The 22998-nt window shown below is 44.1% G+C and carries 23 protein-coding genes and 2 tRNA genes; 22 read left to right on the top strand and 3 right to left on the bottom strand.

The window, feature by feature from the left end; all coding sequences use genetic code 11:
* The 11 genes from cysD to LG34_RS03740 form a co-directional block, all read left to right on the top strand.
* On the top strand, nt 1-814 hold an 814-nt coding region (cysD, locus tag LG34_RS03690), incomplete at its 5' end, for a sulfate adenylyltransferase subunit CysD (RefSeq protein ID WP_109214931.1).
* Entirely contained in the window at nt 815-2638 is a 1824-nt protein-coding gene (gene cysC, locus LG34_RS03695; RefSeq protein ID WP_109214932.1) for an adenylyl-sulfate kinase, read from the top strand.
* 84 nt (nt 2639-2722) lie between these two features.
* Nucleotides 2723-4093, top strand: coding sequence for a phosphoglucosamine mutase (gene glmM / locus LG34_RS03700; RefSeq protein WP_109214933.1), 1371 nt, complete (start codon nt 2723-2725; stop codon nt 4091-4093).
* A gap of 115 nt (nt 4094-4208) precedes the next feature.
* Nucleotides 4209-5334, top strand: a protein-coding gene (gene prfB, locus LG34_RS03705) for a peptide chain release factor 2 (RefSeq protein ID WP_109214934.1) whose coding sequence is annotated in 2 segments (ribosomal slippage) — nt 4209-4283 and nt 4285-5334 — 1125 coding nt in all. Because the reading frame shifts where the segments join, the coding sequence is not laid out codon by codon here.
* 83 nt (nt 5335-5417) lie between these two features.
* Nucleotides 5418-6674: an SPFH domain-containing protein gene (locus tag LG34_RS03710; protein ID WP_109214935.1), complete on the top strand. Its 1257-nt coding sequence runs from the start codon at nt 5418-5420 to the stop codon at nt 6672-6674.
* A 10-nt stretch (nt 6675-6684) separates the two neighbouring features.
* A complete protein-coding gene (locus LG34_RS03715; RefSeq protein ID WP_109214936.1) occupies nt 6685-7797 on the top strand; it encodes a TFIIB-type zinc ribbon-containing protein in 1113 nt (370 codons plus the stop codon).
* A gap of 50 nt (nt 7798-7847) precedes the next feature.
* Entirely contained in the window at nt 7848-8696 is an 849-nt protein-coding gene (locus LG34_RS03720; protein WP_158582277.1) for a TPM domain-containing protein, read from the top strand.
* A gap of 360 nt (nt 8697-9056) precedes the next feature.
* Entirely contained in the window at nt 9057-9500 is a 444-nt protein-coding gene (locus LG34_RS03725) for an ACT domain-containing protein (protein WP_109214938.1), read from the top strand.
* A 7-nt stretch (nt 9501-9507) separates the two neighbouring features.
* Complete coding sequence (locus tag LG34_RS03730) at nt 9508-10710, top strand: homoserine dehydrogenase (RefSeq protein WP_181369283.1); 1203 nt, start codon at nt 9508-9510, stop codon at nt 10708-10710.
* A gap of 85 nt (nt 10711-10795) precedes the next feature.
* On the top strand, nt 10796-12007 hold the full coding sequence (locus LG34_RS03735; RefSeq protein WP_109214939.1) for a cofactor-independent phosphoglycerate mutase: 1212 nt from the start codon (nt 10796-10798) through the stop codon (nt 12005-12007).
* A complete protein-coding gene (locus LG34_RS03740; RefSeq protein WP_109214940.1) occupies nt 12001-13206 on the top strand; it encodes an aspartate kinase in 1206 nt (401 codons plus the stop codon). The genes LG34_RS03735 and LG34_RS03740 overlap by 7 nt, the downstream gene beginning before the upstream one ends.
* A gap of 129 nt (nt 13207-13335) precedes the next feature.
* On the opposite strand, the gene LG34_RS03745 is transcribed toward LG34_RS03740, so the two are convergent.
* Nucleotides 13336-14082, bottom strand: coding sequence for a DUF975 family protein (locus LG34_RS03745; RefSeq protein WP_109214941.1), 747 nt, complete (start codon nt 14080-14082; stop codon nt 13336-13338).
* Nucleotides 14083-14137: 55 nt separating this feature from the next.
* Between LG34_RS03745 and LG34_RS03750 the strand changes: the two genes are divergently transcribed.
* On the top strand, nt 14138-14575 hold the full coding sequence (locus tag LG34_RS03750; RefSeq protein WP_109214942.1) for a DUF2752 domain-containing protein: 438 nt from the start codon (nt 14138-14140) through the stop codon (nt 14573-14575).
* On the opposite strand, the gene LG34_RS03755 is transcribed toward LG34_RS03750, so the two are convergent.
* Nucleotides 14570-15061, bottom strand: coding sequence for a DUF4190 domain-containing protein (locus tag LG34_RS03755; protein WP_109214943.1), 492 nt, complete (start codon nt 15059-15061; stop codon nt 14570-14572). The genes LG34_RS03750 and LG34_RS03755 overlap by 6 nt on opposite strands.
* 206 nt (nt 15062-15267) lie before the next feature.
* On the opposite strand from LG34_RS03755, the gene LG34_RS03760 reads away from it, so the two are divergent.
* The 10 genes from LG34_RS03760 (at nt 15268) to LG34_RS03805 (ending at nt 22724) form a co-directional block, all read left to right on the top strand.
* Nucleotides 15268-17463, top strand: a complete 2196-nt coding sequence (locus tag LG34_RS03760) for a Tex family protein (protein WP_109214944.1) — start codon at nt 15268-15270, stop codon at nt 17461-17463.
* 139 nt (nt 17464-17602) lie between these two features.
* A complete protein-coding gene (gene tsaE / locus LG34_RS03765) occupies nt 17603-18037 on the top strand; it encodes a tRNA (adenosine(37)-N6)-threonylcarbamoyltransferase complex ATPase subunit type 1 TsaE (protein ID WP_109214950.1) in 435 nt (144 codons plus the stop codon).
* The gene (tsaB, locus tag LG34_RS03770) at nt 18034-18753 is read left to right on the top strand and encodes a tRNA (adenosine(37)-N6)-threonylcarbamoyltransferase complex dimerization subunit type 1 TsaB (protein WP_109214945.1); all 720 of its coding nucleotides are present in this window, start codon (nt 18034-18036) and stop codon (nt 18751-18753) included. Before tsaE ends, tsaB begins: the two co-directional genes overlap by 4 nt.
* Nucleotides 18740-19381 (top strand): ribosomal protein S18-alanine N-acetyltransferase, encoded by a 642-nt coding sequence (rimI, locus tag LG34_RS03775; RefSeq protein WP_242979795.1) that lies wholly within the window; start codon nt 18740-18742, stop codon nt 19379-19381. Before tsaB ends, rimI begins: the two co-directional genes overlap by 14 nt.
* Nucleotides 19378-19608, top strand: a complete 231-nt coding sequence (locus tag LG34_RS03780; RefSeq protein WP_242979796.1) for a hypothetical protein — start codon at nt 19378-19380, stop codon at nt 19606-19608. Before rimI ends, LG34_RS03780 begins: the two co-directional genes overlap by 4 nt.
* Nucleotides 19602-20513 (top strand): ribonuclease Z, encoded by a 912-nt coding sequence (locus tag LG34_RS03785; protein WP_109214946.1) that lies wholly within the window; start codon nt 19602-19604, stop codon nt 20511-20513. Before LG34_RS03780 ends, LG34_RS03785 begins: the two co-directional genes overlap by 7 nt.
* A 110-nt stretch (nt 20514-20623) precedes the next feature.
* Nucleotides 20624-21649: a tRNA (adenosine(37)-N6)-threonylcarbamoyltransferase complex transferase subunit TsaD gene (gene tsaD, locus LG34_RS03790; protein ID WP_109214947.1), complete on the top strand. Its 1026-nt coding sequence runs from the start codon at nt 20624-20626 to the stop codon at nt 21647-21649.
* Between the two features lies 1 nt (nt 21650).
* Nucleotides 21651-22349, top strand: a complete 699-nt coding sequence (ispD, locus tag LG34_RS03795; protein WP_109214948.1) for a 2-C-methyl-D-erythritol 4-phosphate cytidylyltransferase — start codon at nt 21651-21653, stop codon at nt 22347-22349.
* A gap of 161 nt (nt 22350-22510) precedes the next feature.
* A tRNA-Ser gene (locus tag LG34_RS03800) sits at nt 22511-22596 on the top strand.
* Between the two features lie 38 nt (nt 22597-22634).
* Nucleotides 22635-22724 (top strand) — tRNA-Ser (locus LG34_RS03805).
* Here the strand turns inward: LG34_RS03805 and LG34_RS16920 are convergent.
* Nucleotides 22706-22998: hypothetical protein (locus LG34_RS16920; protein WP_207657018.1), on the bottom strand; the 293-nt coding region annotated here is incomplete at its 5' end. The genes LG34_RS03805 and LG34_RS16920 overlap by 19 nt on opposite strands.

Below are 22998 nucleotides of genomic sequence, written 5' to 3' on the forward strand. Positions count from 1 at the left end.
GCTTTATTCCCTCGGAAAAGATTCTTCCGTTATGCTGCACCTTGCATTGAAAGCATTTTATCCGGAGAAACCGCCATTTCCATTCTTACATGTAAATACTACATGGAAATTCAAAGAAATGATTGCGTTTCGTGATAAAGTTGCAGAGAAATACGGCATTGAGATGTTGGAATATATCAATGAGGAAGGTGTTCGTCAGGGAATTAATCCCTTTGACCATGGAGCAGCCTACACGGATATTATGAAGACACAGGCATTAAAACAGGCTTTGAATAAATATGGTTTTACCGCAGCTTTTGGCGGCGGCAGACGTGATGAGGAAAAGAGCCGTGCCAAGGAGCGTATTTTCTCTTTCCGTAATGCAGAACATGCATGGGATCCGAAGAACCAGCGCCCGGAGATGTGGAAGCTGTTCAATACGGAGATCAATAAAGGCGAAAGTATTCGCGTATTTCCGATTTCCAACTGGACAGAAAAGGATATCTGGCAGTATATCAAGCGGGAAAACATTGATATCGTGCCGCTGTATTTTGCAGCAGAGCGCCCTGTCGTAGAGCGTGACGGTAATCTGATCATGGTAGATGATGACCGTATGCGGCTGCTTCCGGGAGAAAAACCGATGATGAAAAAAGTCCGTTTCCGTACCCTTGGATGTTATCCGCTTTCCGGCGGTGTGGAGTCCGATGCGGATACACTGGATGCGATCATTCAGGAAACCTTAAGTGCGGTATCTTCGGAACGTACCAGCCGTGTGATTGACAAAGATGGCGGTGCAGCCAGCATGGAGAAACGGAAAAGGGAGGGCTACTTCTAGATGAACGCATTATTGAAATTTATTACATGTGGAAGTGTGGATGATGGAAAATCCACCTTAATCGGACATATGCTCTATGATGCAAAATTATTGTTTGCGGATCAGGAGCGCGCACTGGAACTGGATTCCAAAGTTGGATCCAGAGGCGGGGCAATTGATTACAGCCTTCTTTTAGATGGTCTGATGGCAGAGCGTGAACAGGGAATTACCATTGATGTGGCATATCGTTATTTTACGACAGAACGCCGCTCCTTTATCGTGGCAGATACACCTGGTCATGAAGAATATACAAGAAATATGGCAGTTGGAGCTTCTTTTGCAGATCTGGCAGTCATTCTGGTAGATGCAAGTCAGGGAGTTCTGACACAGACAAGACGGCATACACGGATCTGTTCCCTGATGGGAATCAAGCATTTTGTGTTTGCTATTAACAAAATGGATCTGATTGATTATCAGCAGGATAAATTCAAAAAGATTCAAAAAGACATTAAAGTGCTACTGGCAGAATTTGACTACAGTACCGCACAGATGATCCCGGTATCAGCAACCGAAGGGGATAATATCACCAAATGGTCGAACCATATGCCATGGTATAAAGGCAAGACCTTACTGGATTATCTGGAGACCATCGATGTCAAAGAGAACCCGACAGAAACCGGATTCACGATGCCGGTACAGCGTGTCTGCAGACCGGATCATACGTTTCGCGGTTTTCAGGGACAGATCGAGAGCGGCAGCGTGTCTGTGGGTGATACGATTCAGGTATTGCCAAGTGGAGAGACTGCGTCAGTAAAACTGATTTACGAAGGTGACAAAGAAGTACAGACAAGTTCTGTCGGTCATGCGGTGACGATTCAGTTAGATACAGAGATTGATATTTCCAGAGGATGCGTTTTAGTGGAGAATACGACGTTGAATGTAAATTCCATGTTTTCTGCAACGCTGCTTTGGATGGACGATACAAAACTGGTGGAAGGAAAGAATTTTCTGTTAAAGCTTGGAACGCAGAGTGTTCCGGCAACCATCATGAATATCAGATATAAAATTGATGTCAATTCCGGGGAGGAAGTTTATGCGGATGCAATTTATAAAAACGAGATTGCCCGCTGTGAGATTTCAACTGCTTCCAAACTGGTTTTCGATAAATTTGAGAAGAATAATGCTTTAGGTTCCCTGATTTTGATCGATCGTGTCAGCCACATGACTTCAGCATGTGGTGTAGTGGAGCAGACATTGAACCGTGAGCATCAGCTTACCTGGCATAATATGGACATTACCCGGGATTTCCGTGAAAAACAGTTAGGACAGAGTGCAAAGACAATCTGGTTCACCGGTCTGTCCGGTTCCGGCAAATCCACACTGGCAAATGAGCTGGAGAAACGTCTGGTGGCAATGGGCAAACATACAATGCTGCTGGATGGCGACAATGTCCGTATGGGCTTAAATAAAAACCTTGGTTTCCGTGAAGCAGACCGTATTGAAAATATTCGAAGAATTGCTGAAGTTTCCAAGTTGATGAATGATGCGGGATTGATCGTTTTAACATCCTTCATTTCTCCATTTGCACAGGATCGTCAGAATGCCCGTGAGATTATCGGAGATGCTTTTATGGAAGTATATGTAAGCACACCGATCGAGGAATGTGAACGCCGGGACATCAAGGGCTTATACCAGATGGCACGAAAAGGCGAGCTGGATTATTTTACCGGTGTGACAAGCCCATATGAAGCGCCGGAACATCCGGATGCGGTAATCGATACCAGTCAGCACAGTGTAGAAGAATGTGTAGATCTGATCCTGCAGCAGTTACAGGATAAGCTGTAAAACATTTGAAAAACAAAATTGTAATATACGGGAACACAAAGGTAGATTTTTAACTAGTCTACATAAAAATGGAAAGGAATTAGAATGGGAAGATATTTTGGAACAGACGGCTTCCGTGGAGAAGCTAACAAGAATTTAACAGTAGAGCATGCATACAAAGTAGGACGTTTTATCGGATGGTATTATCATCAGATTACAGGAAAAAAATGCAAAGTCGTAATTGGAAAAGACACAAGACGTTCCAGTTACATGTTAGAGTATTCTCTGGTTGCAGGACTGACTGCTTCAGGTGCAGATGCATACCTGCTTCATGTAACCACAACTCCGTCTGTATCTTATGTAACAAGAACAGAGGATTTTGACTGTGGTATTATGATCTCCGCAAGCCACAATCCATTTTATGATAACGGTATCAAACTGATCAATGGCAACGGCGAGAAGATGGATGAGAAAACCATTTCCTACATCGAGGATTACATTGACGGAAAATTAAATCTCTTTGGAGAAGAAATGGAAGATGTACCGTTTGCTGTCCGCGAGGAGATTGGATGCACGGTAGATTATGCAGCAGGAAGAAACCGTTATGTTGGATATCTGATCTCACTGGCTACCTATTCTTACAAAAATGTCCGTGTTGGTCTTGACTGTGCAAACGGAAGTGCATGGATGATCGCAAAGAGTGTATTTGATGCCCTTGGCGCAAAAACATATGTCATCAACGCAGAGCCGGATGGAACAAACATTAATAATCATGCAGGTTCCACACACATTGAAGTACTTCAGAAATTTGTAAAAGACAACAATCTGGATGTTGGATTTGCTTACGATGGAGATGCAGATCGTTGTATCGCAGTAGACGAAAAAGGAAATGTCATTGATGGAGATCTGATCTTATATATTTATGGTAAATATATGAAAGAGAGAGGAAAACTGCTGAACAATACGGTTGTAACAACAATTATGTCAAACTTTGGTCTGTACAAAGCGTTTGATGAAGCTGGCATCAACTACGAAAAAACTGCAGTTGGCGATAAATATGTATATGAGAACATGGTTCAGAATGGTCATCGTATCGGTGGGGAGCAGTCCGGACACATTATTTTCAGCAAATATGCAACCACAGGTGATGGTATCTTAACATCCATGAAAATGATGGAAGTTATGCTGGCAAAGAAACTGCCGTTAAGTAAACTGGCTGAGCCGGTGACCATTTACCCACAGGTACTCAAAAATGTAAGAGTAAAGAGTAAACCAGAAGCACAGAATGATGCTGATGTACAGCAGGCAGTAGCAAAAGTGGCAGAAGCATTGGGTGATACCGGACGTATTCTTGTTCGTGAGAGTGGAACTGAGCCGGTGATCCGTGTCATGGTGGAAGCAGAGACAGAAAGTCTTTGTGAGAAATATGTAGATCAGGTCATTGATGTGATCAAAGCAAAAGGACATACCGTATAAATATCATATAAGTATGTGAAAGAGGGACAGAAATGGATCCAACGCAGTTCTGGTTCATTTCTGTTGATTTATAGACAGGATGAAACATCCTGATCAAGAGAAAGAGGTGATTTCGGTGGTTGAATTAGACCAGTTCAAAACAACATTGAACGCATACAAACACCCGCTCCAGGAAGTAAGGGATTCACTTTGACCTCGCTAACAAAGAGCAGAGGATTCAGGAGTTAGAGCGGAAGATGGAGGAGCCGGATTTCTGGAATGATCCGGAGCGTTCCCAGGAGCTTATGAAAGAGCTCAAAAGTAAAAAAGATGATGTGGAGATTTATCGTCAGCTGACCTCCCAGATGGAAGATATGGAACTTATGATCGAGATGGGATATGAAGAAAATGATCCGGAAGTTATTCCGGAGATTCAGGAATTGCTGGATGAATTTGAAACAAGTTTTGAAAATATTCGTATGAAGACATTGCTTTCCGGCGAGTATGACAGAGACGATGCAATTGTGACGCTGCATGCAGGAGCAGGCGGCACTGAGTCCTGTGACTGGGCAAGCATGTTGTACCGTATGTATACCAGATGGGCTTCTTCCAAAGGATTTGAAGTGGAAGTGCTGGATTATCTGGATGGTGAGGAAGCAGGTATCAAATCTGTAACATTCCAGGTACATGGCGAAAATGCCTATGGTTACCTGAAATCAGAAAAAGGTGTCCACAGACTGGTTCGTATTTCTCCATTCAATGCGGCAGGAAAACGTCAGACTTCCTTTGTATCCTGTGATGTTATGCCGGATATCGAAGAAGATGTGGAAGTAGAGATCAACGACGATGATCTGCGTATCGATACCTACCGTTCCAGTGGAGCCGGTGGTCAGCATATCAACAAGACATCTTCTGCCATCCGTATTACGCATTTACCGACAGGTATCGTGGTGCAGTGCCAGAATGAGCGGTCTCAGCATATGAATAAAGATAAAGCAATGCAGATGCTGAAAGCAAAACTGTATTTGTTAAAACAGCAGGAAAATGCAGAAAAAGCGGCAGACATTCGTGGTGATGTGACAGAGATTGGTTGGGGAAATCAGATCCGTTCCTATGTTATGCAGCCATATACGATGGTAAAAGATCATCGTACCAACGCAGAAACCGGAAATGTGGACAGTGTCATGGATGGAAATATCGATCTGTTTATCAACGCATATCTGAAATGGATCACATTGTCTAAAAACGACCAGGAAGCATAGAGTTGTACGCTCAGTATTTTTTGTTTTGAAGATCTTGTTTTGGAGATTCTGAGCATACGTAAAAGCAAAAAGGAGAAATTACCATGGGAATCATTCGAGCAGCAGTAAAAAGTATCAGTTCAGGTCTGGCAGATCAGTGGTTAGAAGTAATCGAACCGGCAGATATGGGCGCGCAGACATTGATGACACCGGGCGTTTTGATGAATAAAAAATCCCAGAACCGGAAAGGCAGCAGAAATGTGATTTCGGATGGTTCTGTCATTCATGTGTATGATAATCAGTTTATGATCCTGACCGATGGCGGCAAGATTATTGACTATACGGCAGAGCCGGGATATTTTGAAGTAAAAAATGACATGGAACCTTCTTTGTTTAACGGAGATTTTTCCAGTGCCATGGAGGCTACATTTGAGCGTATCAAATACGGCGGACAGTCTCCGACAGAACAGAAAGTATATTATCTGAATCTGCAGGAGATCAAAGGCATCAAATTTGGTACAAGAAATCCGATCAATTATTTTGATAACTTTTATAATGCAGAGCTGTTTTTACGGACACATGGAACCTATTCCATCCGCATCAGTGATCCGCTGAAATTCTATGCGGAAGTAATTCCGCGGAATATGGCACAGGTAGAAGTGTCAGATGTAAATGAGCAGTTTCTGGATGAATTTTTAGAGGCACTGCAGTCAGCTATCAATCAGATGTCTGCGGACGGCACAAGAATTTCCTTTGTGACATCCAAAGGACGGGAACTTGGCAAATACATGTCCAATATTTTGGATGAGGACTGGAAGCAGAACCGTGGCGTGGAGATTGCATCCGTTGGTATTGCAAGCATTTCCTATGATGATGCATCTACAAAACTGATTAATATGCGAAATCAGGGCGCAATGCTCTCTGATCCGACGATCCGTGAAGGCTATGTACAGGGTTCCGTAGCGCGCGGAATGGAAGCAGCAGGTTCCAATGCAGCAGGTTCCGTATCCGGATTTATGGGCATGGGTATGGGAATGCAGGCAGGAGCAGGTGTCATGGGCGCTGCATCTGAGGCAAATATCCGCCAGATGGAGATGAATCGTCAGCAGGCACAGGCAGCACAGCAGAACACAGCTTCCAATGGCTGGACTTGTAGCTGCGGGGCAGTAAATACCGGAAAATTCTGTTCTGAGTGCGGCAAACCGATACCGACCACATGGACCTGTAGTTGTGGTGCAGTAAACAGTGGCAAATTCTGCACCGAATGTGGAAAACCGGCACCGGAAGCACCATGGACCTGTAGCTGCGGGGCAGTAAATACCGGAAAATTCTGCTCTGAGTGTGGCAAACCGAAAGCGTAAGAGGAAATATATGTCAACCATCAGTATAAAATGCCCCAATTGTGGCGGCGAGTTGATTTTTGACCCGAAAAGTCAGAAATATAAATGTGAATATTGCGGTTCCGATTTCGCTTTGGATGAGATCGAAACCGAAGATACTAAGGCGCAGGACACTTCGGATTCTGCACAGACTGCAGAATCCGGAGCTGGCACGGAAGCATTTGAACAGGCTGCTTCTGATGATGCAGAAGCGGCAGATCAGGGTGCGTCTGCTGTTGTGTATACCTGCCCAAGCTGTGGTGCTCAGATTGTAACAGATCAGACCACAGCGGCAACTTTTTGTTATTATTGTCACAATCCGGTGCTTCTCTCAGAACAATTGACGGGAGAATTTCATCCGGATCAGATCATTCCGTTTGAAATTGACCGGAAACAGGCAGAAGATCATTTCTTGGATTTTGTACAGAAAAAGAAATTTGTGCCGAATGCATTCTTTCAGAAGAACCAGATTGAAAAGCTGACCGGTATCTATTTCCCTTACTGGGTATACAATGCCGAGGTGGATGGTGCACTGAGTGCCGAGGGAAGTAAAATCCGTGTCTGGGTATCTGGAGACGAAGAATTTACGGAGACACGTATTTTCCGGATGGAACGGGAAGGAAGGGTTTCCCTGAATGAGATTACGAAGCATGCGCTGAAAAAATCAGATCAGGTGCTGGCAGAAGGCGTGTTACCGTATGATTTTTCCAAAGCGGAACCGTTTCATATGGGATATCTGTCCGGCTTCTATGCAGAAAAACGTGATATCGAGTATTGCGAATTGCAGGACGAAGTACGAGGTGAGGTGCAAAAATATACACGGGATATGCTGGAAGATACGATTCAGGGCTATACCGGCGTACATGTTCTGTCAGATCATATCCGCACGGTGGATGAACATTGGGCTTATACGCTGCTTCCGGTGTGGACTGTGACTTACAAAGGCGCCAATGGAAAGATTTATTACTATTCCATGAATGGTCAGAATGGAAAAACTTTTGGTGAACTTCCGATTGACCGTAAGAAAGTGTTATCCATCGGTATTTTGATCGGAGCAATTGTTTTTGTGATCATGCTTATTGTTGGTTATCTTTTCTTTACATAGCCTATAAAAGCAGGAAAAGGATCAGCACACAGGTAAGACAGGGGATGAAAATGAAACAGAAGCAGAATAGAAACAGAAAGTGGCGTTATGTACTGAGCGCAGTTTTTGGTGCAGTATTTTGCCTGACAACGCTGCATCCTGCCTATGCATCGGAACGACAGGTTTATGATGCTGCAGGAATACTGTCAGAGGATGAGATCGATGAGATCACAAAAGTGGCAGATGAGGTAGAAGATAAAACCGGATGGGATCTGATTATTTTGACGGTGAACGATGCATCGGTTACATCAGATCGGGATTATGCAGAGGAGCAGTTTAATGAATGTACGGAAAGTGATGACGGTATAGCGTATCTGCTCAACATGGATAGTCGGTCTTTTTACATCGCAACTGCTGGCGAAGCCTATGAGTATGTCGGTGACAGTCAGATTGATGAAATGCTGGATGATGCAGTAACGTATGCCGGAGAGGGCGACTATACACAGGCAATGATCGCAATGCTTGAAGATACGGAAAGCTATTATACTTCCAACACAGCGAAAAATATGACAATCTATGATGAGGATCAGGGCATTTACTATGCAAGCTCTACCAATCATCGTTTTCTTTCCTATGGAGAGATCGCGATTGCCGCAGTGCTTGGTGTGGCAGCATGCCTGATCTTCTGTCTGGTCATTACAGGAAAGTATCGGTTAAAATTTGGCAGATACCATTACAATGCCAGAGAGCATGCACAGATCAATCTGCGCAGAAATGAAGATCACTTTGTACGCCAGTTTGTGACCCGAAGAAAGATTCCGAAAGATCCACCGAAAAACGGTGGTGGAGGCGGCGGTACCAGTACCATTCATCAGGGAGCCGGTGGACGTTCCTTTGGCGGTGGTGGACGCAGTTTTTAGCATTTTAACAGGCACAGACAAATGAAAAATCTCCTGCTTCCTTTTCATGGAAACATGGAGAGTGGGAGATATGATCAGAAGTAAAATAATAAAGAGAAAGGTGTGTATTTGCGAGGAGCGAATACACACCTTTTTTGGGTAAGTGTTCTGCGAGGATGTGCATTGATTCTGAAAAGAATAAGTCAGTTTATGTGAGTTAGAATCATGCACTAAATTTTACAAGCATTCGATTTGAATTGTGCCATTCGTAAAATTGTGAAAAAAACTTCAAAGTCAGGCTTGCATACAATGTGCGATTATGATACTATATCCTTACTGTGAGAACAGATGTATCTCTGGGAAGAACACAGGAGGAATAAGATGGCAGAAAAAACAAAATATTTTGTCCTGAAGAAAAAAGCGGTACCGGAGGTTTTATTGAAGGTAGTTGAAGCAAAGAGACTGCTGGATTCAGGAAAAGCGGCTTCTGTTCAGGAAGCAGCAGAAAATGTCGGCATCAGCCGCAGCTCTTTTTATAAATACAAAGATGATATTTTCCCGTTCCATGATAATGCAAAAGGAAAGACGATCACCATGGTGATTCAGTTAGATGATGAACCGGGACTTTTGTCTGTGGTATTGCGTATTGTGGCGGACTATCATGCAAATATCCTTACCATTCATCAGAGTATTCCGGTCAATGGCATTGCATCATTGACACTCAGTGTGGATGTGTTAAACGAAACCGGTGATATTTCACAGATGGTAAATACGATTGAGGAACAGCAGGGCATTCATTATTTAAAAATATTAGCCAGGGAGTGAACAAACGATGATTCAAATTGCAGTATTAGGCTACGGAACAATCGGTTCCGGTGTAGTAGAAGTTTTAAAAGTAAACAAAGACAGTATCACAAAACGTGTAGGAGACGAGATTTTCGTCAAATATATCTTAGATCTGCGTGAGTTTCCGGGTGATCCGATGGAGGATAAGATCGTACATGATTATGCAGTGATCCAGAACGATCCGGAAGTTGCCATTGTGGTAGAAGCCATGGGTGGTGTAGAGCCTGCATATACATTTGCAAAACAGGCAATTGAGAGTGGCAAGCATTTTGCTACTTCTAATAAAGCTCTGATTGCAGAGAAAGGAGCGGAGTTGATCCGCCTTGCAAAAGAGCATAACGTGAACTGCATGTTTGAGGCAAGTGTAGGCGGTGGAATCCCGATCATCCGTCCGTTAAATTCCTGCCTGACCGCAGATGTGATCGAAGAAGTATCCGGTATCTTAAACGGAACCACAAACTATATGATGACAAAAATGTCTGAAAAAGGTTCCGAATTTGAAGATGTATTAAAGGATGCACAGCAGAAAGGATATGCAGAGGCAGATCCGACCGCTGATATCGAGGGACATGATGCCTGCAGAAAAATCGCAATCCTGACATCTCTGGTATGCGGACAGCAGGTTGATTTCCAGGATATCCATACCGAGGGAATCACAAAGATCACAGCAACTGATATCAAATATGCAAAAGCACTTGGAAGAAGCATCAAACTTCTTGCATCCAGCTATCAGACAGGTGACAGCTACTGTGCTCTGGTAGCACCGTTTATGCTGGAGCCGACACATCCGCTGTACAATGTAAATGACGTATTCAACGCAGTATTTGTACATGGAAATGTCCTTGGCGATGCAATGTTTTACGGCAGTGGAGCTGGAAAACTTCCGACCGCAAGTGCAGTTGTTGCAGATATCGTTGAGATCGCAAAACATCTGGATGAGAATATTCCGGTGGAATGGCGCAAGGAAAAACTGGAGCTTGCTGATTACAGACAGCTCAAAAATAAATATTTTGTCCGTACAACAGCAGACAAAGCTGCAATCGAGAAAGCTTTTGGAAGCGTTTCCTATGTACAGGCAGAGGGTGTGACAGGCGAGAACGCATTTGTTACAGCAGAAATGGATGGCTTTGCATATGATAAAGCAGAGGCAGAACTTGGTGAAGTGCTTCAGTGCATTCGTGTAAAATAAGAAACATTCTGTTTGCATGTGCAAATAAAATGTGAAAAAGTGTTTGTGAGAGTAAAAAAATAAAAATAAACAGAGGTAAAAAGTGATGAAATACGTGGTGGTTTTAGGAGATGGAATGGCAGACCGTCCGATCGCCGAACTTGGCGATCAGACCCCGCTTGCCTATGCAGAGACGCCGACAATGGATCAGCTGGCAGCAGTATCAGAGATTGGAATGGTACACACGATCCCGGATGGAATGAAACCGGGCAGTGATACCGCAAACCTCTCCGTACTGGGCTACAATCCGAGAATTTATTATTCCGGTCGTTCTCCGTTGGAGGCACTCAGCATTGGTGTGGATATGAAGGATACAGATATTGCACTTCGCTGTAATCTGGTCACCCTGTCCGAAGAGGAAGAAAATTATGAGGACCGTACGATCATCGATCACAGTTCCGGTGAGATTAGTACCGCAGATGCAGCCGTTTTACTGGATGCAGTCAGAGAAGGACTGGAAAATGAGACCTATAAATTTTATGTAGGAACCAGCTACCGTCATCTGTTGATCTGGGATCGCGGAGAAGTGGTAGAACTGACACAGCCGCATGATGTGCTTGGTCAGACGATTGGTCAGTATCTTCCGGAGGATGCCGTACTTCGTGAAATGATGAAGAAAAGTTATGACATTCTGGTAAACCATCCGATTAATGTGGAACGTAAGAAAAAAGGACTCAATCCGGCAAACTCCTGCTGGTTCTGGGGCGCAGGTACAAAACCGGCACTTTCTTCCTTTGAAGAGAAAACACATCTGAAAGGTGCGATGATCTCAGCAGTGGATCTGTTAAAAGGAATTGCAGTGGGCGCATCCATGAAAGTAATTGAAGTAGAGGGCGCAAATGGTGGATTGAATACAAATTATGAAGGAAAAGCACAGGCAGCGATTGACGTATTGACCAAAGAAGGGTATGATTTTGCATATATCCACGTCGAGGCTCCGGATGAGATGGGTCATCAGGGCAGCGTTGAGCGTAAGGTAAAAGCAATTGAGTATCTGGATTCCAGAGTCATTAAGCCGGTGAAGGAAGGACTGGAAGCAGCGGGAGAGGATTTCCGTATGCTGGTACTCCCGGATCACCCGACGCCAATCTGCATGCGGACACATTCATCCGACAGTGTGCCATATCTGTTATATGACAGCACAGATTTTCAGCAGCATGACTGGAAGTACAATGAAGCTGAGGGCGAGTCGAGTGGAAACTACGTGGCGTGTGGCCATGAAATCATAGATTACTTATTTGGGAGGAAGACATGCTAATAGTAAAGAAATTCGGCGGCAGTTCTGTAGCTGATAAAGAAAGAATTTTTAATGTAGCAAAAAGATGTATCGAAGATTATGAAGCAGGAAATGACGTGGTTGTTGTTCTGTCCGCAATGGGAAAGACAACAGATCATCTGATCGAGATGGCACATGACATTAATCCGAAAGCTTCCAAAAGAGAGATGGATATGCTTCTGGCAACCGGTGAGCAGACTTCTGTTGCACTGATGTCTATGGCAATGCAGGCACTTGGTGTTTCTGCGGTATCCCTGAATGCATTTCAGGTAATTATGCATACAACTTCTGCATATAGCAATGCAAAATTCAAACGTATCGATACCGAGCGTATTTTCAATGAGCTGGAGCAGCGTAAGATCGTTATCATTACTGGTTTTCAGGGTGTTAATAAATACGACGATATCACAACTCTGGGACGTGGAGGTTCTGATACCACTGCTGTTGCACTGGCAGCAGCCCTGCATGCAGATGCCTGCGAGATCTACACCGATGTAGAGGGTGTATACACAGCAGATCCGCGTGTGGTTCCAAACGCAAAGAAAATGAAAGAAATCACATACGATGAGATGCTTGAACTGGCAACACTTGGAGCAAAAGTTCTTCATAACCGTTCTGTTGAGCTTGCAAAAAAATATGGTGTGCAGTTAGTCGTACGTTCAAGTTTAAACAGAGCAGAAGGAACAGTTGTTAAGGAGGAAACAGAAATGGAAGGCATGCTTGTTAGTGGAGTAGCAGTAGATAAAAACGCAGCGAGAATCGCAATTATTGGTATTAAAGATGAGCCGGGAATGGCATTTAAGATTTTTGATCTTCTTGCAAAGAAGAACATCAACGTAGATATTATTTTACAGTCTATCGGTCGTGACGGCACAAAAGATATTTCCTTTACCGTATCCCGTGACCAGATGGATGAGGCAGTAAAAGTTCTGAAAGACAATGCAGCACGCGTAAAAGCACAGAAAATCGAGGCAGATCCGACTGTTGCAAAATTATCCATCGTTGGTGCTGGTATGCAGACACATCCGGGCGTTGCAGCAGGTATGTTTGAGGCACTTTACAATGTAGGTGTTAATATCCGTATGATCGGAACATCTGAGATCCGTGTAACCGTTCTGGTAGACGAGAAAGATGTAGATAAAGCAATGCGCGCAGCACATGATAAATTTATCGAGGACTAATCAGGAAAACAGGTTAAGAAGTTTAAGATAGAAAGAAGATATAAAAAACAGGACCGTTCGAAAGAATTGGTCCTGTTTTTATGCTTAGAAAATAGTTTATATAGCAGGGAACGCTGCATCTTACAAGTATTACATGTAAACATTCTGTTCTGTCTGCTGCTGTGTCAGATCCAGATAAAATTGTGTATTTGTCTGGGTCATATATGGAAGAATCCATAAGAGACCGATTCCCAGTGTCAGGCATCCTAACAGGATCCATCCGATGAAGGAAAGCTCCAGCAGAAAATAGCGCATTTTACGTCCCTTCATCAACCGCATACTTTCGCTCATTGCTTCGATCACACGCAGATTCGGATGATCGATCAGCAGATACAGAGACTGTGAAAGCGAAATCGTAAGAACAATCAGGATAATACAGCCGATTGCCAGTAAAGCCATTCCAACGATCAGTAACACGGAAATATCACTTGTTGTGTAAACTGCTGCAATGATGGATACAATTGTGCCCGGAAGGGTGCATACAAAGGAAATCAGAATCAGCAAAAACTGACAGCCAATGAATTTGTCCGGACGGTTTTTAAATGGAAACAGAAGATCTGCAAGCACAGGTCTGTTATTTTTTGCTGCTTTTACATGCATGTACATTGTTCCAATGGTAAATAATGCACCGACCAGACTGACAAAGACCATACCGGTATATCCCCAGATGATGCGGATGAAACGGGTGTAATAGACACCTTCCTGAAGCATTCTGGAAAATGGCGTTTCAAGCAGGGCGGAGATCAGCCAGCTGATCAGACCGGCACCGATCAGGGTGCTGTAGCGTCCAAGCAAAGCAGCTCTGGCATTTGCTTTTAAATCTGCAAAAGATTTCATATTGATATCATGCTCCAATCTGTTAAAATAGTGAGAGAACAAGGAGGAAGCACATATGAAGAAACAGGAAACAACGTTAGAAACCCAGTTATATCACTGGGGATGGATCGTACTGATTACAGTAGCAGCGTTAATCGCTGGAAAACGTATCTTTTTTCCTGATTTTTCTATTTCCGGGCAGATGCCCCCATGTGTTTTTCATCGCCTGACCGGATATTTTTGCCCGGGGTGCGGTGGAACCAGATCTGTGAAAGCACTGCTTTCTGGCAGATTTCTGGTATGTGCCGTAGATTATCCGATGGTTTTTTATGCGGTGGCAGTATATTTCTGGTTTATGTTCAGCCAGAGTGTTGACCGGATCAGCCATCATCGGATTCCCATTGGGATGAAGTATCGGCATGCATGGATTTATGCTTCACTTGTTATCGTGATCATACATTTTATATTAAAAAATCTGTTTTATATGAAAACGGGGATTGAACCGTTTTTATAAAGCTTCCTGTGAACCATTCAGGTCAAAAATGGAATCACTTCCGGAATTATTATTACCGTTATCTGTGTTGGAATCGCTTCCATTCGGGTTCAGATCGATGCCGAAGTTGTGTTCCAGCGTGTAAGTATAACGTTCCAGAAACTTGTCAAAGCCACCATACTGACGACTGACAGAGATAAAACTTCCGATTGTGATCACTACACTGATGAGAACACCTGCGGTGCCCAGCAACAATGCGGTACGAGCCGGTCCGGCAGCTTTTTTTCTGGAGCCTCTGGAGAGCAGGGCAAAAATAATTGCCAGTCCGCCAAAGACGAAAGCACCGTACAGGCAGCAAACGGATACAATACTCAGAATGGAACAGATCAGTGCAGCCACAGCCAGTCCGTTGGATGCATTTCCCGGTGCGGGATTGCGGCGAAACGGTTCCTGTTGATTCTGCTGGTTTTGCGAATCGTTCCAGGGATTTTCATTTTGTTCGTACATATTATAATTTGCCTCCTTTAAGACATGATTCTAACATGTGCATCAGAAAATGACAACCGGAAGAATGTATGATATGATACGATAGAAAATGACGCGAAGTTACAGATATGTCCAGAATGGATGTTTTGCAAATGGAGCGTGTGAGCTGTAACGAGATAGCGCGTATGAGCGGAGAAATATAAAAAAGATAGAAAGGATCACCGAATATGGATATCATAAAAAAACTTGCGGAGGAATTACAGATCCGTCCGGGGCAGGCGCAGGCAGCGGTCAAACTGATCGATGAGGGAAATACGATTCCATTCATTTCCCGTTACCGAAAAGAAGCCACCGGCGCATTGAACGACGAAGTACTCAGAAATCTGTATGAACGGTTAAATTACCTTCGCAACTTAGAAGAAAAGAAGAAACAGGTGCTTTCTTCCATTGAAGAACAGGGAAAACTGACCGAGGAACTGAAAAAACAGATTCTGGCAGCAGATACCCTGGTGGCAGTGGATGATCTGTACCGTCCGTACCGTCCGAAACGCCGTACCCGTGCAACAATTGCGAAAGAAAAAGGACTGGAACCGCTGGCAAATCTGTTGTCCTTGCAGCAGTTAGATCATTCTGCCGAGGAAGAAGCAGAAGCTTATATTTCTGAAGAAAAAGGTGTCGCATCCGCCGAGGAAGCGTTACAGGGAGCCATGGATATCGTGGCAGAAGCAATTGCGGATGAGGCAGATTACAGAACTTATATCAGAGAAAAGACGATGAAAAAAGGTACACTGACTTCCACTGCAAAAGATGAAAAAGCGGAATCCGTGTACGAAATGTATTATAATTTTGAAGAGCCTGTGGCAAAACTGGCAGGACACCGGATTTTAGCGTTAAACCGTGGAGAAAAGGAAAAAATTCTGACAGTGAAGCTGGAAGCCCCGGAGGAGGAAATTATCCGCTATCTGGAGAAAAAGACGATCCGCAGAGAAAATCCGTATACAACTCCATATTTAAAAGAAGCGGTAGCAGACAGTTATCAGAGACTGATCGCACCGGCAATTGAGCGTGAGATTCGAAACAGTCTGACAGAGGAAGCGCAGGAAGGTGCGATTCGTGTCTTTGGAAAAAATTTGGAGCAGCTTCTGATGCAGCCGCCAATTCGTGGACAGGTGGTGCTTGGATGGGATCCGGCGTTCCGTACAGGATGTAAGTTAGCTGTGGTAGATGCCACCGGCAAAGTGCTGGATACGGTGGTAATCTTCCCTACTGCGCCACAGAATAAAGTGGCAGAAGCCAAAGCTGTTTTGAAGAAACTGATCGCAAAATACCATATTACACTGATCTCTGTTGGAAACGGAACTGCTTCCAGAGAGTCGGAACAGGTGATCGTGGAACTGCTCAAAGAACTTCCGGTTCCAGTACAGTATGTGATCGTGAATGAAGCCGGAGCAAGTGTATATTCTGCAAGTAAACTTGCAACAGAAGAATTCCCGAACTTTGACGTGGGACAGCGAAGTGCCGCATCTATTGCAAGACGTCTGCAGGATCCGCTGGCAGAACTGGTAAAAATAGATCCGAAATCTATCGGTGTTGGTCAGTATCAGCACGACATGAACCAGAAACGTCTGGGAGAAGCACTGGAAGGTGTCGTAGAAGATTGTGTAAACAAAGTAGGTGTGGATCTGAACACCGCTTCGGTACCGCTTCTGGAGCATGTGTCCGGCATTAATAAGACCATTGCAAAAAATATCGTTGCATATCGGGAAGAAAATGGTATATTTAAGAATCGAAAAGCATTATTAAAAGTTGCAAAGCTTGGACCGAAAGCATTTGAACAGTGTGCCGGTTTCCTGCGTATCAGCGACGGTACTCAGCCGTTAGATGCTACCAGTGTACATCCGGAGAGTTACGGAGTGGCAGAAGCCTTATTAAAACGTTTGGGTTATTCTGAGGATGAATTGAAAAAAGGTGCAATTCCGGGACTTCATAAGAAAATCAGTGATTATAAGAAACTGGCAGAAGAACTTGGAACCGGAGAACTGACACTGCGTGATATTGTGAGCGAACTGGAAAAACCGGGCAGAGATCCGCGTGAGGACATGCCAAAACCGATCCTTCGTACCGATGTACTTGAGATGAAGGACTTAAAACCGGGCATGATCCTGAAAGGTACCGTTCGAAATGTTATTGATTTTGGCGTTTTTGTGGATATCGGTGTGCATCAGGACGGTTTGGTACACATTTCACAGATCTGTGATCGCTTTATCAAACATCCATTGGAGGCAGTATCTGTTGGAGATATTGTGGATGTGCAGGTACTCAGCGTGGATGTGGCGAAAAAACGAATTGCGCTGACGATGAAGATTCAGGACCAGAATCAGTTAGCAGAAAAGCAGAACAAAAATGTTCAGAAGAAAAAATAACTTGCGGATTTTATGAAAATGTAATCTGCAGGTTGATCAATAGTCTGAAGTTTTGTTAAGAAGATAAGCTGTAGAAGATAAACCATTTAAAATGCTACACGCAGACTGACAAATTAATTGAGGAACATGAATTATGAATATGAAGATAGAGTCGTTTTCAGCAGAAGAAACCTATGAATTAGGAAAAAAACTAGGAAGCGAGGCAAATCCGGGAGATGTGTTAACACTCATCGGTGACCTTGGAGTCGGAAAAACTGTATTTACCCAGGGATTTGCAGATGGACTTGGAATTACGGAGCCGATCAGCAGCCCGACATTTACCATTGTGCAGGTATATGAGGAAGGCAGACTGCCATTTTATCATTTTGATGTATACCGCATCGGCGATATCGAAGAAATGGATGAGATCGGTTACGAGGACTATTTTTACGGAAATGGTGTGACCATGATCGAGTGGGCGAATCTGATCGAGGAGATTCTGCCGGAGACATATCGGGAAGTTCAGATTGAAAAAGATCTGGAAAAAGGATTTGATTATCGTACAATAACCATCAGGGAGGTGCATCGCGCATGAAAATTTTAGCCTTAGACAGTTCAGGGCTTGTTGCCAGCGTAGCCATCGTGGAAGATGACAATATGCTGGGAGAATATACCGTAAATTATAAAAAGACACATTCACAGACACTGCTTCCGATGTTGGATGAAGTGGCAAAAATGATCGAACTGGATCTGAACAGCATCGATGCCATTGCGGTTGCAGCAGGACCGGGTTCTTTTACCGGACTCCGTATTGGTTCCGCTACCGCAAAAGGACTTGGACTGGCGCTGGACAAACCGCTGATCCATATTCCGACCGTAGATGCCTTAGCCTGCAATCTGTGGGGACATCAGTCTTTGATCTGTCCTTTAATGGACGCGAGACGGCAGCAGACCTATACCGGTATTTATGAATTAAAAAATGGTGCACTGGAAATTTTACAGCAGCAGTGTGCGGTTGGAATCAATGAAATAATTGCGCAGATCAATGAAATTGGCAGACCGGTAACATTCCTTGGAGATGGTGTGGCAGTATTCCATGATTATATCGAGGAAAATTGTACGGTGGCACACGATTATGCGCCGGCACATATGAACAAACAACGTGCAGGTGCTGTGGCATGGCTTGGTCTTCAGTACGCAAAAGAAGGAAAATTAGAGACAGCAGCGGAGCATTGCCCGGATTATCTGCGTCTGTCACAGGCAGAGCGTGAGCGTCAGGAAATGCTGGAGAAGCAGAATGCCGGAAAATAATATGGATCATGCTTTGAAAAATATGGTAAAAAATGCTGACTTACTTGATAAAAAGGATGGTATTTCCGGGAATGCAAATGGAGAAGAACCGAAGCATGGGATTTCCGAAAGTGTAGATGGAAAAGAACAAAGGTTTGGTGTTCCTGAAGTAGGAAGTGGCAGAGGCCAGAAACTCATTATTCGTGAAATGCAGCCGGAAGATGTCCCTGCGGTAGCTGCGTTAGAAGCAGCGTGTTTTTCAGAGCCATGGAGTGAGCAGGCATTTCTGGATGCGCTAAAGCAGCCGGAAGCACTCATGATGGCAGCCATCGGTATGGGTAACAATCCAATGGGTTACTGTGGAATTTATCTGTCGGCAGACGAGGGCGAGATCACAAATGTGGCAGTGCGCCCGGATCACAGAAAAAAGGGGATTGCCGATGCAATTTTGACAGATGTGCTATCAGAATCGCAAAAGCGTGGCGCTCGGACCATTTATCTGGAAGTGCGGGAGAGTAATCTGCCTGCGCAGAAGTTGTATGAGAAACATGGCTTTGTATCCTGCGGCATCAGAAAGAATTTTTACCGGAAACCGACAGAGCATGCCATTGTGATGAGCTGTGATCTGACACGGAGGATAAGCGAGTGAGAAAAGCAGGCGTATTATATTGTAATTGTTGTGGAAAAATGATTTCAGAGAGCTGTGGAGCTGACCGGGAAGAATTTTTTCATTTTGAAAAGACTTGGGGCTATTTTTCGGAAAAAGATGGAACCAGTCAGACTGCGGATATCTGTGAATCCTGTTTTGAACAGTGGATGTCACAGTTTCGAATTCCGCCACAGACCGTGGAAAGGACGGAAATATTTGAATGTTAGATGTATGTTTACTAGGTACGGGAGGCATGATGCCATTGCCGTATCGAAAATTAACTGCGTTGATGACACGATATAACGGAAGTAATCTGCTCATTGACTGCGGAGAGGGCACACAGGTTGCCATCCGGGAAAAGGGATGGAGCGTGCATGATCTGGACGTTATCTGTTTTACGCACTATCATGCAGACCATATCAGCGGTCTTCCGGGACTTTTGCTGACCCTTGGGAACGCAGACCGCACAAAACCGGTGCACATGATCGGTCCGAAAGGACTGGAGCGTGTGGTAAATGCCCTGCGCACCATTGCGCCGGAACTGCCGTTTCCGATTGAATATCATGAAATAACAGAAAAAGAGCAGGATTTTGAGATGAATGGATATTGTATCCATGCCTTTCGTGTAAATCACAATGTAACCTGCTACGGCTATACCCTGGAAATCAAACGTCAGGGCAGATTTGACGTGGAGCGTGCCCGTAGACAGGAGATTCCACAGAAATTCTGGAGCCGTCTGCAAAAAGGAGAAATCATCGAGGATGGAGACCGTGTGCTGACACCTGAAATGGTACTTGGTCCGCAGCGAAAAGGGATCAAGCTGACCTATTGCACGGATACCAGACCAGTTCCGATCATTGCAGAATGCGCGAAACATGCGGATCTGTTTATCTGTGAAGGCATGTATGCGGAAAAAGAGAAAGAAGCAAAAGCCCGTCAGTACAAGCATATGACTTTTTATGAGGCAGCAGATCTTGCAAAGAGAGCGGAAGTGACAGAAATGTGGTTGACACATTACAGTCCGTCTCTGACCAGAGCCGAGAGCTATATGGATGAGGTGCACAAGATTTTTCCGGCAGCTTCCCTTGGAAAAGACGGACGCAGCGTAGAACTTGAATTTGAAGAAGTCTAATAATAGAACATATGAAAGTAGTGCAGACAGATTGAAAATGTTTGTTTGATCTATATTAAGTTTGGAAAATAGATAAATGCCGTATGGAATACGGTAGATGGGAGAATATTATGGCAGAGAAAGATGTACTGATTCTTGCAATTGAAAGCTCCTGTGATGAGACAGCAGCAGCTGTCGTAAAAAACGGCAGAGAGGTATTGTCCAATGTGATTTCATCACAGATTGCATTGCATACATTATATGGAGGCGTTGTTCCTGAGATCGCCTCCAGAAAACATATTGAGAAGATCAATCAGGTTATTCAGGAAGCGTTAGACGAAGCGCATGTGACCTTAGATGACATTGATGCCATCGGTGTAACTTACGGCCCGGGATTAGTAGGTGCCCTGCTGGTTGGCGTAGCAGCAGCCAAAGCCATCAGCTATGCGAAAAAGATTCCGTTGGTAGGAGTGCATCATATTGAAGGACACATCAGTGCCAATTATATTGAAAACAAAGACCTTGAACCGCCATTTTTATGCCTTGTGGTATCAGGCGGTCACACACACCTTGTAAAAGTAGCAGATTACGGAAAATACGAAATCCTTGGAAGAACCAGAGATGATGCAGCCGGGGAAGCTTTTGATAAAGTAGCCCGTGCCATCGGCCTTGGTTATCCAGGCGGCCCGAAAATTGAAAAAGCAGCCCGGGAGGGAGATCCTATGGCAATTCCGTTCCCGAAAGCAAAAGTCAACGATAATCCGTATGACTTTAGTTTCAGTGGCGTAAAATCCGCAGTATTGAACTATATCAACGGATGCAAGATGAAAAATATTGAGATCGTGCCGGAAGATATCGCTGCATCTTTCCAGAAAGCAGTGACAGATGTGCTGATCGCACATGCTATGCATGCGGCAGAAGAATTTAAAATTGATAAACTTGCGATTGCAGGCGGCGTGGCTTCCAACAGTGTGCTGCGGGAAGGTATGAGAGCAGCATGCGAGAAACGCGGAATCTCTTTTTATCATCCGTCACCGATTTTCTGTACAGACAACGCGGCAATGATCGGTGCAGCAGCATATTATGAGTATCTGGCAGGAACCCGTCACGGATGGGATCTGAATGCAGTTCCGAATCTGAAACTGGGAGAACGCTGATATGAGTGAAAAGAAACGGCATGCAGCCATTGTGCTGGCAGCAGGAAAAGGTTCCCGGATGAAAAGCGATGTTCCGAAGCAATACCTGATATTAAATGGAAAACCGGTGCTGTATTATGCACTCCGGGCATTTGAGGACAGTTTTGTGGATGAAATCGTGCTGGTGACAGGTGCAGGTCAGGAGTCCTATTGCCAGAAAGAGATTGTAGAAAAATATGGATTTCAGAAAGTGACGCATGTCATAGCAGGTGGAAAAGAGCGCTATGATTCTGTCTATCGGGGAATCTGCGCGCTGGATGGGGCAGATTATGTCTATATCCATGACGGCGCACGTCCATTTATTGATGATGCCCTTTTATTAAGAGCAAAAGAAAACGTGGAGCAGTATCACGCATGTGCAGCCGGTATGCCGAGCAAAGATACCATCAAAATCGTAGATAAGGATGGCTTTGTGGCAGACACACCACAGAGAAAGTATACTTGGATGATACAGACGCCACAGGTGTTTGACTATCCATTGATTCATGATGCTTATGAACAGCTGTATCAGCATATGCCTGAAGTACAGATCACGGATGATGCTATGGTAGTAGAGACGATGCTTCAGACTCCAGTTAAGTTATATGAAGGAAGTTATAATAATATAAAGATTACCACACCGGAAGATCTGGTGATTGCAGAGTCTTTTCTTCATGTATAGACAGCTTTTTTGTCTGCTTATGTAAGAGAGAAAGATACATATATAGCCCTGCTAATTGAACATGTGAAAAAAATGTAAAAAAATGAAAAAAACTTGTTGACAAGGCAGGGGGTTATATGTATAATAATCCTTGCGCTGGTCAAATAGCGCAAAACAAAATTGGAGAGATATCGAAGTGGTCATAACGAGGCGGTCTTGAAAACCGTTTGTCCGCAAGGGCGCGTGGGTTCGAATCCCACTCTCTCCGTTATCGGCTAAGTCGATAATCATATATTATTTTAATTCGGAGAAGTACCCAAGCTGGCCGAAGGGACACCCCTGGAAAGGGTGCAGGTCGTTAACAGCGGCGCGAGGGTTCAAATCCCTCCTTCTCCGCTCACAGTTATAAAAAAATGAAAAAAGTTGTTGACAAGCACTTGAATACATGATAATATAACTGAGCTGTTGAAAAAACAGCAAGAAAAAAAGTTGTTGACAAAGCCGATCGCCGGTGATAAGATAAATAGGCTGTCGCTTGAAACGACAACAAAGAAAAATAAAAAAGTTGTTGACAAAGACAAATGCTTTTGATAAAATATAAAAGCTGTCGCAAAGACAACGAACAAAGAACTTTGATAACTGAACAGTGAAATAACCTTGAAAGATTCAT

Source organism: Eubacterium ramulus (assembly GCF_003122485.1).
Classification (GTDB): domain Bacteria; phylum Bacillota; class Clostridia; order Lachnospirales; family Lachnospiraceae; genus Eubacterium_I; species Eubacterium_I ramulus_A.

What these genes read in the sequence shown, in the direction of transcription:
- cysC (WP_109214932.1), top strand. Translation starts at nt 815, where the DNA reads ATGAACGCATTATTGAAATTTATTACATGTGGAAGTGTGGATGATGGA.
- glmM (WP_109214933.1), top strand. Translation starts at nt 2,723, where the DNA reads ATGGGAAGATATTTTGGAACAGACGGCTTCCGTGGAGAAGCTAACAAG.
- LG34_RS03710 (WP_109214935.1), top strand. Translation starts at nt 5,418, where the DNA reads ATGGGAATCATTCGAGCAGCAGTAAAAAGTATCAGTTCAGGTCTGGCA.
- LG34_RS03715 (WP_109214936.1), top strand. Translation starts at nt 6,685, where the DNA reads ATGTCAACCATCAGTATAAAATGCCCCAATTGTGGCGGCGAGTTGATT.
- LG34_RS03720 (WP_158582277.1), top strand. Translation starts at nt 7,848, where the DNA reads ATGAAACAGAAGCAGAATAGAAACAGAAAGTGGCGTTATGTACTGAGC.
- LG34_RS03725 (WP_109214938.1), top strand. Translation starts at nt 9,057, where the DNA reads ATGGCAGAAAAAACAAAATATTTTGTCCTGAAGAAAAAAGCGGTACCG.
- LG34_RS03730 (WP_181369283.1), top strand. Translation starts at nt 9,508, where the DNA reads ATGATTCAAATTGCAGTATTAGGCTACGGAACAATCGGTTCCGGTGTA.
- LG34_RS03735 (WP_109214939.1), top strand. Translation starts at nt 10,796, where the DNA reads ATGAAATACGTGGTGGTTTTAGGAGATGGAATGGCAGACCGTCCGATC.
- LG34_RS03740 (WP_109214940.1), top strand. Translation starts at nt 12,001, where the DNA reads ATGCTAATAGTAAAGAAATTCGGCGGCAGTTCTGTAGCTGATAAAGAA.
- LG34_RS03745 (WP_109214941.1), bottom strand. Translation starts at nt 14,082, where the DNA reads ATGAAATCTTTTGCAGATTTAAAAGCAAATGCCAGAGCTGCTTTGCTT.
- LG34_RS03750 (WP_109214942.1), top strand. Translation starts at nt 14,138, where the DNA reads ATGAAGAAACAGGAAACAACGTTAGAAACCCAGTTATATCACTGGGGA.
- LG34_RS03755 (WP_109214943.1), bottom strand. Translation starts at nt 15,061, where the DNA reads ATGTACGAACAAAATGAAAATCCCTGGAACGATTCGCAAAACCAGCAG.
- LG34_RS03760 (WP_109214944.1), top strand. Translation starts at nt 15,268, where the DNA reads ATGGATATCATAAAAAAACTTGCGGAGGAATTACAGATCCGTCCGGGG.
- tsaE (WP_109214950.1), top strand. Translation starts at nt 17,603, where the DNA reads ATGAAGATAGAGTCGTTTTCAGCAGAAGAAACCTATGAATTAGGAAAA.
- tsaB (WP_109214945.1), top strand. Translation starts at nt 18,034, where the DNA reads ATGAAAATTTTAGCCTTAGACAGTTCAGGGCTTGTTGCCAGCGTAGCC.
- rimI (WP_242979795.1), top strand. Translation starts at nt 18,740, where the DNA reads ATGCCGGAAAATAATATGGATCATGCTTTGAAAAATATGGTAAAAAAT.
- LG34_RS03785 (WP_109214946.1), top strand. Translation starts at nt 19,602, where the DNA reads ATGTTAGATGTATGTTTACTAGGTACGGGAGGCATGATGCCATTGCCG.
- tsaD (WP_109214947.1), top strand. Translation starts at nt 20,624, where the DNA reads ATGGCAGAGAAAGATGTACTGATTCTTGCAATTGAAAGCTCCTGTGAT.
- ispD (WP_109214948.1), top strand. Translation starts at nt 21,651, where the DNA reads ATGAGTGAAAAGAAACGGCATGCAGCCATTGTGCTGGCAGCAGGAAAA.